This is a genomic window from Algoriphagus aquaeductus, from assembly GCF_003253485.1.
In the GTDB taxonomy this organism is placed as follows: domain Bacteria; phylum Bacteroidota; class Bacteroidia; order Cytophagales; family Cyclobacteriaceae; genus Algoriphagus; species Algoriphagus aquaeductus.
On sequence record NZ_QKTX01000003.1, the window covers coordinates 403,271 to 418,705 of the forward strand.

General features: G+C 41.0%; 14 protein-coding genes and 1 tRNA gene. 11 read left to right on the plus strand and 4 right to left on the minus strand.

Translation table 11 applies throughout. The features are described from left to right. The 5 genes from CLV31_RS06215 to lpxB all read left to right on the plus strand — a co-directional run bounded on the left by CLV31_RS06215 (position 1) and on the right by lpxB (position 3,279). The gene (locus CLV31_RS06215; protein WP_111392007.1) at positions 1–468 is read left to right on the plus strand and encodes a DUF4843 domain-containing protein; all 468 of its coding nucleotides are present in this window, start codon (positions 1–3) and stop codon (positions 466–468) included. Positions 469–535: 67 nt separating this feature from the next. Continuing rightward, positions 536–1,198: a hypothetical protein gene (locus CLV31_RS06220; RefSeq protein ID WP_146250871.1), complete on the plus strand. Its 663-nt coding sequence runs from the start codon at positions 536–538 to the stop codon at positions 1,196–1,198. 83 nt (positions 1,199–1,281) lie between these two features. After that, positions 1,282–1,701 (plus strand): 6-pyruvoyl trahydropterin synthase family protein, encoded by a 420-nt coding sequence (locus tag CLV31_RS06225; protein WP_111392009.1) that lies wholly within the window; start codon positions 1,282–1,284, stop codon positions 1,699–1,701. A gap of 49 nt (positions 1,702–1,750) precedes the next feature. Next, a complete protein-coding gene (locus tag CLV31_RS06230) occupies positions 1,751–2,131 on the plus strand; it encodes a four helix bundle protein (RefSeq protein WP_111392010.1) in 381 nt (126 codons plus the stop codon). Beyond that, the gene (gene lpxB, locus CLV31_RS06235; RefSeq protein ID WP_111392011.1) at positions 2,128–3,279 is read left to right on the plus strand and encodes a lipid-A-disaccharide synthase; all 1,152 of its coding nucleotides are present in this window, start codon (positions 2,128–2,130) and stop codon (positions 3,277–3,279) included. Before CLV31_RS06230 ends, lpxB begins: the two co-directional genes overlap by 4 nt. A gap of 61 nt (positions 3,280–3,340) precedes the next feature. On the opposite strand, the gene clpX is transcribed toward lpxB, so the two are convergent. The 4 genes from clpX to CLV31_RS06255 all read right to left on the minus strand — a co-directional run bounded on the left by clpX (position 3,341) and on the right by CLV31_RS06255 (position 6,816). After that, complete coding sequence (gene clpX / locus CLV31_RS06240) at positions 3,341–4,564, minus strand: ATP-dependent Clp protease ATP-binding subunit ClpX (protein ID WP_111392012.1); 1,224 nt, start codon at positions 4,562–4,564, stop codon at positions 3,341–3,343. Beyond that, complete coding sequence (locus CLV31_RS06245; protein WP_111392013.1) at positions 4,564–5,238, minus strand: ATP-dependent Clp protease proteolytic subunit; 675 nt, start codon at positions 5,236–5,238, stop codon at positions 4,564–4,566. Before CLV31_RS06245 ends, clpX begins: the two co-directional genes overlap by 1 nt. 77 nt (positions 5,239–5,315) lie before the next feature. Next, on the minus strand, positions 5,316–6,644 hold the full coding sequence (locus CLV31_RS06250) for a trigger factor (protein ID WP_111392014.1): 1,329 nt from the start codon (positions 6,642–6,644) through the stop codon (positions 5,316–5,318). 90 nt (positions 6,645–6,734) lie between these two features. Then, positions 6,735–6,816, minus strand: a tRNA-Leu gene (locus tag CLV31_RS06255). 171 nt (positions 6,817–6,987) lie between these two features. On the opposite strand from CLV31_RS06255, the gene CLV31_RS06260 reads away from it, so the two are divergent. The 6 genes from CLV31_RS06260 to CLV31_RS06285 all read left to right on the plus strand — a co-directional run bounded on the left by CLV31_RS06260 (position 6,988) and on the right by CLV31_RS06285 (position 15,162). Beyond that, a complete protein-coding gene (locus CLV31_RS06260) occupies positions 6,988–9,204 on the plus strand; it encodes a RelA/SpoT family protein (RefSeq protein ID WP_111392040.1) in 2,217 nt (738 codons plus the stop codon). 50 nt (positions 9,205–9,254) lie between these two features. Beyond that, the gene (locus CLV31_RS06265) at positions 9,255–9,725 is read left to right on the plus strand and encodes a Fur family transcriptional regulator (protein WP_111392015.1); all 471 of its coding nucleotides are present in this window, start codon (positions 9,255–9,257) and stop codon (positions 9,723–9,725) included. 220 nt (positions 9,726–9,945) lie between these two features. After that, positions 9,946–10,287 carry an STAS domain-containing protein gene (locus CLV31_RS06270; protein ID WP_111392016.1) on the plus strand — a complete coding sequence of 114 codons (342 nt, stop codon included), beginning with the start codon at positions 9,946–9,948 and terminating at the stop codon, positions 10,285–10,287. Between the two features lie 138 nt (positions 10,288–10,425). Then, positions 10,426–11,697 carry an adenylosuccinate synthase gene (locus CLV31_RS06275; RefSeq protein ID WP_111392017.1) on the plus strand — a complete coding sequence of 424 codons (1,272 nt, stop codon included), beginning with the start codon at positions 10,426–10,428 and terminating at the stop codon, positions 11,695–11,697. A gap of 259 nt (positions 11,698–11,956) precedes the next feature. Further along, a complete protein-coding gene (locus CLV31_RS06280; protein ID WP_245943333.1) occupies positions 11,957–14,143 on the plus strand; it encodes a PKD domain-containing protein in 2,187 nt (728 codons plus the stop codon). Continuing rightward, positions 14,140–15,162, plus strand: a complete 1,023-nt coding sequence (locus CLV31_RS06285) for a PorP/SprF family type IX secretion system membrane protein (RefSeq protein WP_111392019.1) — start codon at positions 14,140–14,142, stop codon at positions 15,160–15,162. The genes CLV31_RS06280 and CLV31_RS06285 overlap by 4 nt, the downstream gene beginning before the upstream one ends. The last annotated feature ends 273 nt before the right edge of the window (positions 15,163–15,435 follow it).

Here is a 15,435-nt window from a genome sequence, read left to right on the forward strand (position 1 = left end):
ATGAAAAAAATATTTTCTTTATTAACTCTGGCCTTAGTACTGGTTTTCTCCTCTTGTATTGAGCAAAACTATCCTGTATGGGAAGGTGCTTTGGTTGAGTTCCAGGACGCTGTAGTAAGAGCTCCTTTAGCTGGACAGAAATATCCAAGAATCACTGTGGCCAACACTGTAGGTACGGTAAGTCTTCAGGTCAACTTGATCGGTGCTCACAGATCAAGTGATGAAACAATCGCTTATTCAGTTGTACCCACTGGTACTACTGCTGTAGCCGGTACTGATTTTACTACTTCAGGTACGGTGACTATTCCGGCAGGTTCCAGCTTTGGTACTGTCACAGTTAATGTGGCAAATACCGGCAGACTTGGAGGAAGTGTGGATTTACTTCTGCAATTGGATGGTAATGCAGCCATAGGTGCAAGTCAGAACCATAACCAAGTTCAAATTAGAATTACACGACCAAATCCATAAGAATTTGGTAAATTGGAATTATTAATCAAAAAGACCGGATTATCCGGTCTTTTTTTTCCCAACTGCCATGAAAAGAATTAGTTTATTAATTGCCATTTCATTTCTAATGTTTTTACCTGGATTCTCTCAGGCCCAATTGGCTGTCCTAAGGGACAATGGGACAGGTAATCCCATCCTAACCAATGCCTATCGAGAGGTAAAGGGTTCTCCTTATTTTGAAGAATTCAAAATGGGTACCATTCTGCTTCCCAATGGGCAAACTGTGGAGGGGCTTCAAATAGCACTTAACGCCTTTGAAAACACCATGGAATATAAGCTCGAGGGAACGCTATTTTCTTACTCTCCGGAGAAAATAGCAGGCTTCAAGTATGATTCTGAGTCAGGAGAAAAAGTTGAATTTACCTCGGAGTTTACGATTCCAACTTTAGGTAAAAAAAGATTTATGAGAGTTTTGGAAAAAGGTAAATACACCTTACTTCTTCATCAATATAAGTTGATGATGGATGATGTTTCAGCGACTTATGGTGCTCAGGCAGCAAAAGCTTTCCAGAATCAGGAAGAATTCTTTATTGTCAAAGATGGGTCGGTTTATCTGTTTAAAAACAAAAGTAAGGACCTTCAACAGATCTTTGGTGAAGACGCTGCAAGGGCAAATTCCATCATTAAAGAGCAGAAACTCAACTTGAAGAGTCAAGCTGACATTTCTAGATTGATTCGGCAATTGAATTGAAGTTAATTGATAGACCTATGACAAGTCCCTTGATTTCCATTAAGGGACTTTTTTTATACTTTTGCCAATTAGTTTAAGAAAAGATGATTTACGTTTCCCGAAAGGAACATTTCAATGCAGCCCACAAGCTTTGGAATCCCAACTGGTCCGATGAGAAAAATTTTGAGGTATTCGGTCCCTGTGCCAATGTCAATTGGCATGGACATAACTTTGAATTGATTGTGACTGTAAAAGGTTTGCCTGATGCAGAGACAGGTTTTGTGGTGGATTTGAAGCAATTGAGTACTCTGATTCGTCGATTGGTTATCGATAAAGTAGACCATAAAAATCTGAATGTAGATGTCGATTTTATGGCAGGAAAGTTGGCTAGCTGTGAAACCTTGGTTATGGAATTTTGGAAAATCCTACAGCCTGCGATAAAAGAAATCACGAAACATGGCGGGCTATATAAGCTTACATTGTACGAGACGCCAAGGAACTTTGTGGAGTACTTTGGTGAATAAAATTGTAAATTGTGAATTGTGAGAAGTAAGTTGTTCCAATTCACAGTCTATGGCTTTTGTTAAATTTTTTTACCAGTTAGAGGTCTATAAGCTTTCTAGAGTTCTGGCAAGGGAGGTGTTTGAAATCACTAAACGGTTTCCACCTGAAGAACGATATTCGCTGACCGATCAAATAAGAAGATCCTCACAGTCTATAGGGGGACAAATAGCGGAGTCTTGGGCTAAAAGAAGATATATCAATCATTTTATTTCAAAACTGACAGATAGTGATGCGGAGCAATATGAGACTAGACATTGGATTGACGTCGCTTTTGATTGTGGGTTAGTTACTACTGATAAATGGATTTCTATAACTTCTAAATGTGATGAAATCAATACAAAACTCAATGCTATGATTGGTAAAGCTGAGTTGTTTTGCTTTAAGTCATGAATGAAAGCACTACTTACAACTCACTATTTACAACTTACGAGAACTTGTACAAAATCTACATCATATCCGGCGAGCGGTCTGGAGATCTACACGCTTCGAACTTGGTTTTAGCACTCAAGGGATTCAATCCTACACTCCAATTTCGAGGCATGGGTGGAAGCTATTCCAAAGAAGCCGGAGTAGACTTGGCTGTCGACTATTCTGAAGTGGCGCTGATGGGTTTTTTGGAAGTTTTGTTGGGCTTTCGGAAAGTTCTTAACTATCTCAATCGGGTCAAGAAGGACCTTTTGGAATTTAAGCCAGATGCCTTGATTTTGGTCGACTATGGTGGGTTCAACATGAAAATTGCCGCCTTTGCGAAGCAAAATGGAATCCCGGTCCATTACTACATCCCGCCGAAAGTCTGGGCTTGGAATCAAAAGCGAGCTCTAAAACTGAAGCAAATCACCGATCAGATTTATTCCATTCTTCCTTTTGAACCTGAATTTTTCGCCAAGTTTGGAATGGAGGTTCACTATGTGGGTAATCCGCTTTTGGATGAGATTCGCAAGTTTAAACCTCATGATTTTTTCTTTCAGAAGAACGAACTGAGCTACCAACCCATTATAGCATTACTTCCGGGAAGTAGAAAACAGGAAATAGAGGCCATGTTGGATCGGATGATCGCTTTGGTAAAGGAATTTCCCAACGCTCAATTTGTCATTGCGGGAGTGGAAAGTTTACCTGCCTCGGTTTATAAACCTGCCAAAAAAGCAGGTATTAAGCTGGTGTTTAATCAAACTTACGATTTGCTTTCTCATGCGACAGCGGCTGTGGTTACTTCAGGTACAGCGACTTTGGAAACAGCCCTTTTTCGAGTTCCGCAGATCGTGGTCTATCGAACATCTTCTGTTTCCTATCAGATCGCCAAACGGCTGATCCGTGTACCCTTTATTTCCTTGCCCAATCTTATTGCAGGAAAAGAAGTGGTGAAAGAATTGATCCAGGAGGATTTTTCGGTCGAAAATCTACGTGCAGAACTTCAGCGGATATTCACCGATGTGGTGTACAAAGGAAATATGCTTCAAGGCTACGATTTGATCCGTGAAAAGATAGGGGAGGAGTCAGCCTCAGAGCGGACGGCTAGAATCATTCTAGGTAAAATTTGATTCCTTAACAGGCCTCGAAAATGGAAATAAAACAAAACCCCGACTTTGCCGGGGTTTTGTTTTAGGCGACTTGAAGCCGTTTGAATTTAGATTTGTCAAATTGTGATTTTGCATATTCTTCATCGATGACCAATTCTTTGATACTGTCATCTGAGGGGAGCTCATACATCGCGTCGGTGATGATGGCTTCGCAAATAGAGCGTAATCCTCGAGCACCAAGGTTGTACTCTACCGCTTTGTCCACAATGAAGTCCAACGCGCTGTCTTCAAACTTCAAGGTCACCCCTTCCATTGCTATTAGCTTGGTGTATTGCTTTACCAAAGCATTTTTTGGCTCTGTCAGGATTCTCTTTAGTGCTTCCTTATGCAGGGGATCCAAGTGGGTTAAGACCGGTAGTCTTCCGATCAATTCAGGAATTAAGCCGAAAGCTTTCAAGTCCTGGGCAGTGACGTATTGAAGCAGATTTTCCCGGTCAGCAGCCAGGCTGCCTTTAGTTTTACTGAATCCCATCGGTTGCGTATTTAGTCGCTTTCCAATGTGTCGGGCAATTCCGTCAAAAGCACCTCCGCAGATGAAAAGAATGTTTTCAGTGTTCACTGCAATCATTTTTTGATCCGGATGCTTTCTTCCTCCCTGTGGGGGTACATTGACTACTGTTCCCTCCAAGAGTTTAAGCATTGCCTGTTGTACTCCTTCCCCGCTTACATCACGGGTTATGGAAGGATTGTCGGACTTGCGGGCGATTTTGTCGATTTCGTCAATATAGACAATGCCTCGCTCAGCAGCTTCCACATTGTAGTCAGCAGCTTGCAAGAGCCTTGTCAGGATACTTTCCACATCTTCGCCTACATATCCTGCTTCCGTTAAAACTGTAGCATCAGCGATACAGAATGGTACTTCAAGAATTTTGGCCAAGGTTTTGGCTAAATAGGTCTTACCCGTCCCTGTATCGCCCACCATGATGATGTTGGATTTTTCAATCTTGATTTCATCATGATCCTCTTTCTGCTGAAGTCGCTTGTAGTGGTTATAAACCGCCACAGTAAGGACTTTTTTGGCATCTTCTTGTCCGATCACATATTGATCAAGGTAAGAAGTCAGCTCTTTTGGTTTTTTAAGTTTGAACTTGGGTTTAGAAGCTGTTTTTTTTGTTTTTTCCTCTTCACCCAAAATGAGATGCGCCTGATCGATGCAGAAATTACAGATATGGGCAGATATGCCCGATACCATGAGGTCTACGTCTTTTTTATTTCTGCCGCAAAAGGAGCAAGTTACTTGAACCATTATTTAGATTTTTTTACCAGTACTTCATCAATCAGACCATATTCTTTGGCTTCAGGTGCCCTCAACCAATAATCACGGTCTGAGTCTCTTTCGATTTCCTCAAAAGTTTTTCCGGTATGGTTTGCCAAGATTTGATACAATTCCTGTCTCATAGCCAGAATCAGCTTCAGAGAGATTTCCATGTCTTTGGATTGGCCTTGCATTCCTCCAGATGGCTGGTGGATCATTACTCGGGAATGTTGGAGTGCAGATCGTTTGTCTTTGGCTCCGCCCGCAAGCAATACTGCGCCCATTGATGCGGCGATACCAGTACAGATGGTTGCAACATCCGGACCGATATACTGCATCGTATCATAAATGCCTAGCCCTGCAGTCACAGAACCTCCAGGACTGTTGATGTAAAGAAGTACATCTTTTTTGGAATCTACAGATTCGAGAAAAAGAAGCTGTGCGATAATTATGTTGGCAATATGATCGTCAACAGGTGTTCCCAAAAATATGATCCGATCCATGATCAATCTTGAGAAAACGTCGATCTCCCTAAAGTTGGATGGACGCTCCTCGATGACTGCCCGGGTCATATTTTCAATATGGGTAGTGTATTGGTCAAATGCCGTCCCGCTTACGCCTTGGTTATGAATGGCGTACTTTCTGAATTCTTCTTTGTTGATCATTGTTGAGTTTGTTGTGGTGAACAAAAATAAAAAAGTCCTTTAAAAAAGGACTTTTCAATATTAGCTCTAAAATCGAATTACTTCTCCAAAAGTTCCTTGAATTCATCTATGGAGATTTTCTTTTCTTCCAAATCGATTTTCTCCTGGACTAAGGCAAGTACTTTATCATTTTGTACAGACGTCAACATGTTCATGTAGTTTTGTCCGTCGTTACCCTTAAGGTAATTGTCTACAAAAACATCCATGCTGGCCTCAAGTTGAGCACCAAGTCCAGAGGAAGCGAATTGTTCGCGGATCATTTCCTTGGTTTTCTCAATCACATCCTCATGTTCTGCCTGCACGCCATTGTCTTTTGCAATCTGATTAGAAATCAAGGACCAGGTCAACTGCTTGGCATAGATCGGATATTCATTTTCAACATCCGCTTCAGATACTTTTCCTTCATTTGCTCTTAGCAACCATTCTTTAAGGAAATCATCCGGTAAAGCAATTGACGCTTTTTCTACCAAAACCTTTTTAAGCTCCTCTTCAGTGAATACTTTGGATTCACGAGTATAGGATCCTTGTAAGGTTTCCTTTACTTTATTGATGAATTCTTCTTCTGATTTTACCTGATCTGGACCGAAAATTTTGTCAAAAAAGTCTTGATCTAGCGTTGCGTCAGTGGTTCGATTTATATTTTGAACAGTGAAAGTCAAAGCGCCAGCCACATTTGAAATTTCATCCTCTGACAAACCAAAAGCGGTCGACCACTCTTCTTTTTTCACTTCTTTGGAGTCAAATTCTACCACAGCTTCTTTAGCGATGCCTGTGAATTTTCCGGCCAGTTTCTTGGAGATTTTGGAAGTGTCCAAGGATAAAGTCTTGGTAAACTCACCTTCTTTGGAAGCCAAATCACCATAGATGAAGTCCCCAACTTCGGATGTTTCTGGATTTGAATTTTCTCCATATTGAGACTTCAGGTTGTCAAGAGTTTCATTGACAAGTTTATCATCGACCAAGATGGTGTATTTTGTTCCTTTGATGGAGTTGTCCAGAGTCAATCCAATGGTGTCTACAAATCCGATTTTGTATTCGAATTCAAATTCTTTTTGGGTTTTCCAATCAATGGAATCATCTCCTTTTTCGACAGGAAGTGGTTCTCCCAAAATTTTGAAAGTTTGCTCTTTAAGATAGGTATTCAGAGATTCACCCAATATCGCGTTGATTTCGTCTACTAAAAGGGAAATACCATACATGTTTTTCACCATGGATATGGGGGCTTTTCCAGGACGGAATCCTCTGATCACGGCTTTTTTTGCGTAGTCCTTTAGTTTGGCGTCAACCTTTGGTTGATAATCTGCTTCTATTAGTTTAATTTTAATGGAAGCTTGATTTGCTGAATGCTTGTCTAATGTAATTTCCAAGGTGTATCGAATTAAACAGATGTTGAACTAAAAACCCCCAATCGCTTTCCTGTCTGATCAAAACAGTGGAGTGATTGAGGGCTTGTGTTGTGCGGATAGAGGGACTCGAACCCCCATGCCTCGCGGCGCTAGATCCTAAGTCTAGTGCGTCTACCAATTTCGCCACATCCGCATTGGATTCAATTAGTGCGAGAATATTTGATCTAAATGCTCTCTGTTTCTAATTGTGGTTGCAAAGGTAAAGACATATTCTAATTTTTCGCAACTCAGTGAAAAAAAAATTCTGAAAAATGCGGAATCAAGTGAATTCACCCCCAAATTTGAATTAAAAATTCCCCCTCCAATGATCCAAGTGGATATCGAAGAAGAAAGAAAAGAGATTCTTAAACGTTACCGTAGGCTTTTAAGACAAGCCAAGCCAATCCTAAAGCCTGGCGATACCAAACTGATCAAGAAAGCCTTCAATATCTCTTTGGAAGCCCATAAGGATATGCGAAGAAAATCGGGTGAACCATACATTTATCACCCGCTCGAGGTTGCGTTGGTTTGTGTGGAAGAAATTGGGTTGGGGACCACTTCCATCATTGCTGCGCTATTGCATGATGTGGTGGAGGATACCGATATGGAGTTGGAGGATATCGAAAAGGAATTTGGTCATAAGGTGATGACCATCATTGATGGTTTGACAAAAATTTCCGGGGTATTTGAGTATGGAAGTTCTCAACAGGCTGAAAACTTCCGGAAAATGCTACTTACGCTTTCAGATGATGTCCGAGTGATCCTGATCAAGTTAGCGGATAGGCTTAACAACATGAGGACGCTCTCCAGTATGCAAAGGCATAAGCAACTGAAAATTGCTTCTGAAACGATGTATTTGTACGCGCCCTTAGCCCACCGTCTGGGGCTCTATGCCATCAAATCCGAATTGGAGGACTTATATCTCAAATACACCGATACGGAGACCTATAAAGACATCGTCAAAAAGATCAATGAATCTAAGAGTTACAGAAATAAGTTTATCAAGAGTTTTATCCAGCCTATAGAAGATGAATTGACAAAACAGGGGTTTAGGTTTGCAATCAAGGGTCGCCCCAAATCGGTATACTCCATCTATAATAAGATGAAGAAGCAGGGGATTCCATTTGAGGAGGTATATGATTTGTTTGCTGTCCGAATCATTTTGGATAGTGAATTGGAAAACGAAAAGGCAGATTGTTGGCAGGTTTACTCTATAGTGACTGATTTTTATCGGCCCAATCCAGATCGATTGCGAGATTGGATCAGTACCCCTAGATCCAATGGATATGAGTCCTTGCATACTACAGTAATGAGCAACACAGGGCAATGGGTAGAGGTCCAGATCCGTACCAATCGAATGGACGAAATTGCAGAGCGCGGATATGCTGCCCATTGGAAATATAAAGACAGAGACTCTTCAGGGAAATCGGGTTCTGGGCTTGACGAATGGATCAATCAAGTAAGGAGCATGCTGGAGTCCAATGATGGAAATGCGATTGAGTTTATGGACGATTTCCGTGGTAATCTTTTTCACGATGAAGTTTTTGTGTTTACTCCGAAAGGAGATCTAAAAGTGTTGCCATATGGAGCTTCGGCCTTGGATTTTGCTTTTGAAATCCACACAGAAGTAGGAGCGAAATGTATTGGAGCCAAGGTGAACCAGCGGCTCGTCCCGATTACGCACAAATTAAAAAACGGAGATCAGGTCGAGATCTTAACATCCAATAAGCAAAAGCCCACTGAGGATTGGCTCCATCAAGTGGTAACTTCTCGGGCCAAAGCCAAAATTAAAGATGCACTTAGAGAAGAGAAAAAATCAGCCGTAATGGATGGCCGTGAAATCGTCCAGCGAAAGTTAAAGGCGATGAAACTTGATTTTTCTTCGGAGGTAATCGAGCAACTCAGAGCGTATTTCGAACTCAAAACTGCCAATGAATTTTATTATCGAGTAGGAAAAGGGGTCATTGATCCTACCTCAATTAAGTCATTTAAAGATTTCAAGGAAAATCAAAAGCTAAAATCCAAAACCACAGAAAAAGTAAAAGACGAGTCCACTTTTACCAAGGAAATCAAAAACCTCAAAGGGCCTGATCATGATCAGCTTTTAATCGGTGAGGATATGGATGTGGTAGATTATATCCTAGCCAAATGTTGTAATCCTATTCCTGGTGATGATGTGTTTGGTTTTGTGACGGTCAATGAAGGAATCAAGATTCACAGGACTTCCTGCCCGAATGCGCTCGAACTACTTTCCAACCATGGCAACCGAGTCATCAAAGCAAGATGGACCAGTCAAAAGGAAATCGCGTTCTTGGCAGGCCTTAGGATTTTGGGTACAGACCGGGTAGGTTTGATCAATGATGTGACCAAGGTGATTTCCAATGAACTCAAAGTGAATATGAGATCCATTACAGTGGATTCAGACGCAGGGATTTTCGAAGGATCGATCAAATTGTACGTCAACAGTACCGAACATCTAGACCACCTGATCAAAAATCTTCATCAGGTAGAAGGCATCATCAAGGTTACCCGCTTTGACTGAAGTGAATCTTTTCTAGGTCATAAAAGTTATATTTGGAAAAAAACAGGAAGATGTCTTTGAATACCTCCCATTTCGAAGAAGTAAAGAAAATATTCACTGCTTATCTCGAGACCCAAAAGCTCAGGAAAACACCTGAGCGCTATGCGATTTTGGAAGAAATTTACACTCGGACAGGACATTTTGATGTAGAGGGCCTTTACATCAGTATGAAAAATAAAAACTACCGGGTAAGTAGGGCAACTGTATACAACACCCTCGATCTTTTAGTAGAATGTGATTTGGTGACCAAACACCAATTTGGAAAGAACCTCGCTCAATTTGAAAAATCATACGGATACAAACAGCATGATCACCTCATCTGTGTCGATTGCAATAAGGTCTTGGAGTTTTGTGATCCTCGAATCCAAAATATTCAGAACACCGTTGGGGAAATTCTAAACTTTAGTGTGCTACACCATTCTCTTATTTTGTATGGAAACTGTCAAAAACCGGACTGTGCAAACAAAATTGAAAATGGATGAAATAGAAGGGGCTACTCGAGTTTGAAGAATTAACCCTCAAGAGGAGTAAAAAGTAAAAAGAGTTTTGACTATTCTTAATCAGATAGTTTAAAATAAAAAATATAAAGATGAAATGCCCATGAGAAAATGCTTCTCACACAGGGGAATGATTATCCGGGGCATTCTCCCGATGAAAGATCGGGACAGGCTATCTGGCCATTAAAAATCAAATTATAAACAGATGAAATTGAATTATTCCCAAGATCGGGACGATAAGGCCCACTACTTGTTAATTGAAGGAGATTTGATTGGCGATGAGGTAGGCCCAAAGCTGGTTGAGATAGTATCTGATGTGATTCAGGCGGGAGGAAGAACCTTCGTGATAGATTTGAGCAAGGTCAGGTACATAAGTTCAAGCGGAATTGGTCTTCTTATTACCATGCTGACAAAAATGAGGAATGTAGGTGGTGAGGTTTTTTTGACGGCGCCATCGGACCATGTCAAAAAACTTTTGATCATCACCAAACTCAATAATATTTTTTCTGTGTTTGATTCGATCGAAGATTTCAGAAATAAAAACTAATCCTGAGCCCCGAGAGGGGCTTTTTTAATCAGTTGAATTTGTGCTGGAGAATAAATAGTTTTTTTCCCTTGGTTTTCTTTGCCCTAATCGCAAATTTCGGCCTTTAAAAACTCTTATAAAGCTTAGAATTCGCATCAAATGAAGATGGATGTATTGCTGGGTCTCCAGTGGGGAGATGAAGGAAAAGGTAAAATTGTAGACGTGTTGGCTCCTCAATATGAGGTGGTTGCCCGCTTTCAGGGTGGTCCTAATGCTGGACACACGCTTGAATTTGACGGGATCAAGCACGTGCTGCATCAGATTCCTTCAGGGATTTTCCGCTCCCAAATCCTGAATATTATTGGTAATGGGGTGGTTTTGGACCCGATTATTCTCAAAAAAGAAATTGAGGGTTTGGGTAAATTTTCCATCGATTACCGGAAGAACCTGGTTATTTCCAAAAAAGCCACCATCATCATTCCAACCCATAAATTATTGGATGCTGCATACGAACAAGCCAAAGGAGATAAAAAAATCGGTTCTACTCTCAAAGGAATTGGGCCGACCTATCAAGATAAAATCGGACGTTCAGCTTTGAGGATTGGGGATATTTTAAGTCCAGATTTTAATGAAAAATATCATACCCTCCTGGATAAGCATAAGACCACACTTTCATTCTACAATCATCCGTTGGATAAACTGGAGGAGATGGAAAGTCAGTTTTTTGAAGCGATTGAGTTTGTGAAAACGCTCAATTTGATCGATAGCGAATATGTGGTCAATGATGCCCTGAAAGCTGAAAAAAGAATCCTCGCTGAAGGTGCTCAGGGGTCTTTGTTGGATGTGGATTTTGGAAGTTATCCTTTTGTGACCAGTTCCAATACCATGACTGCCGGAGCCTGTACAGGACTGGGGGTTGCTCCATCTCGGATTGGGGAGGTGTTTGGAATTTTTAAGGCCTATTGTACGCGGGTTGGGAGTGGTCCTTTTCCAACAGAATTATTTGATGAAACAGGAGAGGCCATGCGTAAGGAAGGGAATGAGTTTGGAAGTACAACCGGAAGGCCAAGAAGGTGTGGCTGGCTGGACCTACCATCGCTCAAGTATTCGATCATGATCAATGGGGTTACCCAGCTTTTTATGATGAAAGCAGATGTACTTAATATTTTCGAGGAAATCAAGATTTGTACCCATTATGAGCTGCCTACCGGAGAAGTGATTGACAGATTGAGTTTTGAGATCACTGATATGGAGGTGAAGCCGGTTTATAAAACCATGAAGGGTTGGTTTACTTCCCTTGCAGATGTTAGGTCATATGATGAGTTTCCTTCAGAACTGAGGGACTATGTGTCGTTTCTGGAAAGCGAATTGATGGTTCCAATTAAATTAGTTTCAGTTGGTCCCGATCGGGTCCAAACAATTATGAGATGATTTCTATTTTCTAATTCTAAAAGCTCTTGGTCTGAAAGACGAAGAGCTTTTTTGTTTTTAGGGTGCTTCTGATTTTATTTATAGGATAATGTATTCGGAAGTGAAGGGATTTAGGGCAATATTTTTTTTAGGGTTTTTTGTAACTAGATGTTTTTCCTCCTTTGGTCAAACAGGTTTTCCCTATTGCGAAAGTTTTCAAACACCTAATACTCAGGCTAAAACTATATTTGGTGGGAATGCGCGATTACTTAATGGCGTATTGAGACTCACCGAAAATCAAAATGATCAGAGGGGATATATTTACGTTGATGTACCATTTCCTTCCACTTATGGGCTGAAAGTAGAATTTGAATTCTTTATTTACGGAGGGACAGGGCAATTTCAGGCAGATGGTCTTTCCATGTATTTGTTTGATGGGGATTCTCCAAATTTTTCTCCGGGGGGATTTGGAGGGTCTTTGGGTTATGCCCAACGGGATGCTGAGCCAGGATTGTCCAGCGGTTATTTGGGTATTGGGTTTGATGTTTTTGGAAATTTTGGAAATACTACTCAAGGAAAAAATGGAGGGTTTTCAGCATTGGATCAAAATGGACGATCACCCAATTCCATTGTTCTGCGTGGTCCGGGTACGGGACTAAGTGGATATCCATTTGTAGTAGGCCGAAAAACGATGGAGGTTGGAACCGACAAAGATGGATTAAATCCTGGAGGACAATTCCCCATCAATTCAGGAGGGTCAGGCACAGCTAGAGTGACAGACCCCTTGAAAGCCGGATATCGTCGTGTGAATTTAGAGCTCCAGCCTGATCCTGATGGCAATGGGTTCTTTCTGACATTGACTATGCTGGTGACGACACAGGAAAATCTCCCAAGACAGGTGACCATTTTCGATCGCCCATATAATTTTCCAGCTCCCAAAAATCTTAAAATAGGTTTTGCCGCATCTACAGGCGGATTTAATAACTACCACGAAATCCGCAATCTTAAAGTAGAAGTATCTGCGGATGATCAGCTCAAAAGACCGTCGGGGTTTGATTTGAAGGATTTTACTTCATGTGCCGGTCAGGAAAATCTGTTTTCCATTCAAGATGAAGATGTCGAATTGCCCAATGAAAACAGTACCATCAGATGTCTGCAGTTTTTTAGTTCCAAAGATCAAATTCAAACCAATGAAGGAGACGCATGCACCCAGGCGAGGTGTTTGGAGCAAAATCGGTTTTTGGTTCTTCCGGAGGGGATTTTTCGGGCAAACGATAATGCAGGTGGATTTACTTTTACCCCAAATGAAGAATATATCGGAAAGCAAGTGACAGTTTTTTATACGGTTACCGATAATTATGGGAAGACTTCTACCGGGAACTCGATCACCTTGGATATCAATGCTTCACCTAAGCCCATCAATTTGGTTATAGATGGAGAGAATCTGATAAAAGAAAAAATCGACTTGTGTCCAGGTGAAAGTATTCAACTTAAAGGGAGCGGAGAAGAGGAGTATGAGAGGTACGAGTGGTTGAAAGATGGAGAAATAGTATCGGGCCAAAATTCCCCTTCTTTACTGATAGATAAAAGTGGAAGCTACGAGATCCGAGCCTTCAATTCAAAAGGATGCCCGGTAGTTTCCAATAAGGTAGTGGTGGAGTATCCGATTACTCCTGAGCTTACTTTTTCCGAACCATTGGTTGGTTGCTTGCCGGATTCCGAACTGGATGTCACAGGGGTGATTCCAGAGTTTGATCCTGAGAAATATGACTATTTATTAGTAGGGCAAGGGGTTCGTTATTTCAACTTGGAATTGAAGAAGGTAAATAGATCCGGCAATTATCAATTACAGGTAAAGTTGAAAAGCCTGGATTGCTATTCTGAACCTGTCCCATTGACGGTGGTCCTCAGAGAGGAAGAATTGATTGGTGATTTTGATTTTAATGTAGTGGGGACAACAATCAAAGATGATTCAAGTGGCGGGATTTTTCCGGACGATCCGATAGAATTTTCAGGGCTGTCAAATTCAGAAATTGTTAAGTGGGATTGGCAATTCGGAGATGGAAAGACATCGACGGAACCAATGCCTATTCACATTTTTGGTAAGAAAGGAGTGTTTCAGGTCACCTTAACCGTTACGGATACTTTGGGTTGTATTTCATCGGTTCAAAAGACGGTTACGATTTCCCGTAGCTACAGAGTGATGTTTCCTTCGGGATTTACTCCTTTAGCTGTCCAAAATGATGCGTTTTTGCCCAAATGGAAAGGATTGGCAACCATCGAGCTATTGATATTTAATAATTGGGGGGAGCTTATTTTCCAAACTGATGAATTGGAAACTAAGGGTTGGGATGGGACTCTGGAAGGAAAGCTACTGGATGCTGGAGTTTATTTTTTCAGATTCAATGCAATTTCCATTGACGGAGATGAGGTTCGCGAGAGTGGTAAATTCAGATTGATCCGATGAAAAGACTGGTATTGATTGTTTTGGTGACTTTTTGGATGGTGGGTGTTGGGTTTTCGCAGGATATTCAATACAGTCAATACTATGCAAATCCAATTTATTTGAATCCTGCAACAGTCGGAAATACGGACAAGAGTAGAGTCGGAATCAGTTTTAGAAATCAGTGGCCCATCTTGGATCAGACATTTATAGCTTATTCTGCGTATTTCGATCACTACGAAGAGCGAATAAATTCTGGCTTTGGGCTTATACTTCAAGGAGCCAACGAATCGTTTACACAGACCAGTACCAAGGAAATCGGGATAGTGTATAGTTATCGGTTGAAAATTTCTGAATCGGACTTTATCCAAGCAGGAGTACAAGGGTGTTTTGTGTCAAGAGATGCATTGTTTGATCAAGTGATTTTGGGTAGTCAACTGGATATCGATAGGGGGGTAATAGTTGGGCAGCCCGGAGATGGTTTTGAAGGTGATAGTCAAATTCGGGCGGCTGACGCCAATGTTGGATTAATTTATTATGGGAAAAGAATTTGGTTCGGTGCCTCTGTCGCTCATCTGTTAAAGCCGGAGATCAGCTTTCTGAAAGAAGGTACCAATCAGTTGTCGATGAAAACCGGGCTGCATGGAGGATATAAGTTTGATCTACCTGTAGGAGATATCAATGATTTTTTCAACAATACCGATCAGGAAAGGTCCTTAACTTTGGGGTTTAACTATAAAAAGCAGGGTCAATTTTCCCAATTAGACCTAGGGGCTGAGTTTTTCTTTGAACCTCTCGTTTTAGGGATTTGGTATAGAGGTCTGCCTACTAAGTATGAATTGCCAAATAATGAGTCGTTGGTTGCGTTGCTGGGGGTTAGTTTGGAATCTGGATTGGATGTGGGATATAGTTTTGATTTCCCTATATCCAAATTTGGATTGAATGCTACCGGAGGAGCACATGAAATTTCACTTCGTTATGTTTTTTCGAATAAAAATCCAGCAAAGAGGTATTATGCTCCGCTTCCTTCATTCAGGTATTAGGTAAAATGATTGTATTTCAAAATCTTATTCAGAACCCCGTGTGACTTTTATCATTGAAGGGCAAAAACGATCTAATTTATCTTTGAAGACAGTTTGAATTTTTTTTCACTACTGTCCGAGAAACGGTTTTAAAATTTAGGGTAAGCTTCTGAGCAGAAGCCTACCCTTTTTGCTGTATTTTAGGTTTACCACAACTTCAAATTACAGCGGATGAAAAATACACATTTCTTCGGACAGCCGATTTTTTCTCAACTTCTTTCTTTGATCGATAAG

Excerpts from the sequence above, each read along its gene's own strand:
- CLV31_RS06215 (WP_111392007.1), top strand. The coding sequence starts at position 1 with ATGAAAAAAATATTTTCTTTATTAACTCTGGCCTTAGTACTGGTTTTC.
- CLV31_RS06220 (WP_146250871.1), top strand. The coding sequence starts at position 536 with ATGAAAAGAATTAGTTTATTAATTGCCATTTCATTTCTAATGTTTTTA.
- CLV31_RS06225 (WP_111392009.1), top strand. The coding sequence starts at position 1,282 with ATGATTTACGTTTCCCGAAAGGAACATTTCAATGCAGCCCACAAGCTT.
- CLV31_RS06230 (WP_111392010.1), top strand. The coding sequence starts at position 1,751 with ATGGCTTTTGTTAAATTTTTTTACCAGTTAGAGGTCTATAAGCTTTCT.
- lpxB (WP_111392011.1), top strand. The coding sequence starts at position 2,128 with ATGAATGAAAGCACTACTTACAACTCACTATTTACAACTTACGAGAAC.
- clpX (WP_111392012.1), bottom strand. The coding sequence starts at position 4,564 with ATGGTTCAAGTAACTTGCTCCTTTTGCGGCAGAAATAAAAAAGACGTA.
- CLV31_RS06245 (WP_111392013.1), bottom strand. The coding sequence starts at position 5,238 with ATGATCAACAAAGAAGAATTCAGAAAGTACGCCATTCATAACCAAGGC.
- CLV31_RS06260 (WP_111392040.1), top strand. The coding sequence starts at position 6,988 with ATGATCCAAGTGGATATCGAAGAAGAAAGAAAAGAGATTCTTAAACGT.
- CLV31_RS06265 (WP_111392015.1), top strand. The coding sequence starts at position 9,255 with ATGTCTTTGAATACCTCCCATTTCGAAGAAGTAAAGAAAATATTCACT.
- CLV31_RS06270 (WP_111392016.1), top strand. The coding sequence starts at position 9,946 with ATGAAATTGAATTATTCCCAAGATCGGGACGATAAGGCCCACTACTTG.
- CLV31_RS06275 (WP_111392017.1), top strand. The coding sequence starts at position 10,426 with ATGAAGATGGATGTATTGCTGGGTCTCCAGTGGGGAGATGAAGGAAAA.
- CLV31_RS06285 (WP_111392019.1), top strand. The coding sequence starts at position 14,140 with ATGAAAAGACTGGTATTGATTGTTTTGGTGACTTTTTGGATGGTGGGT.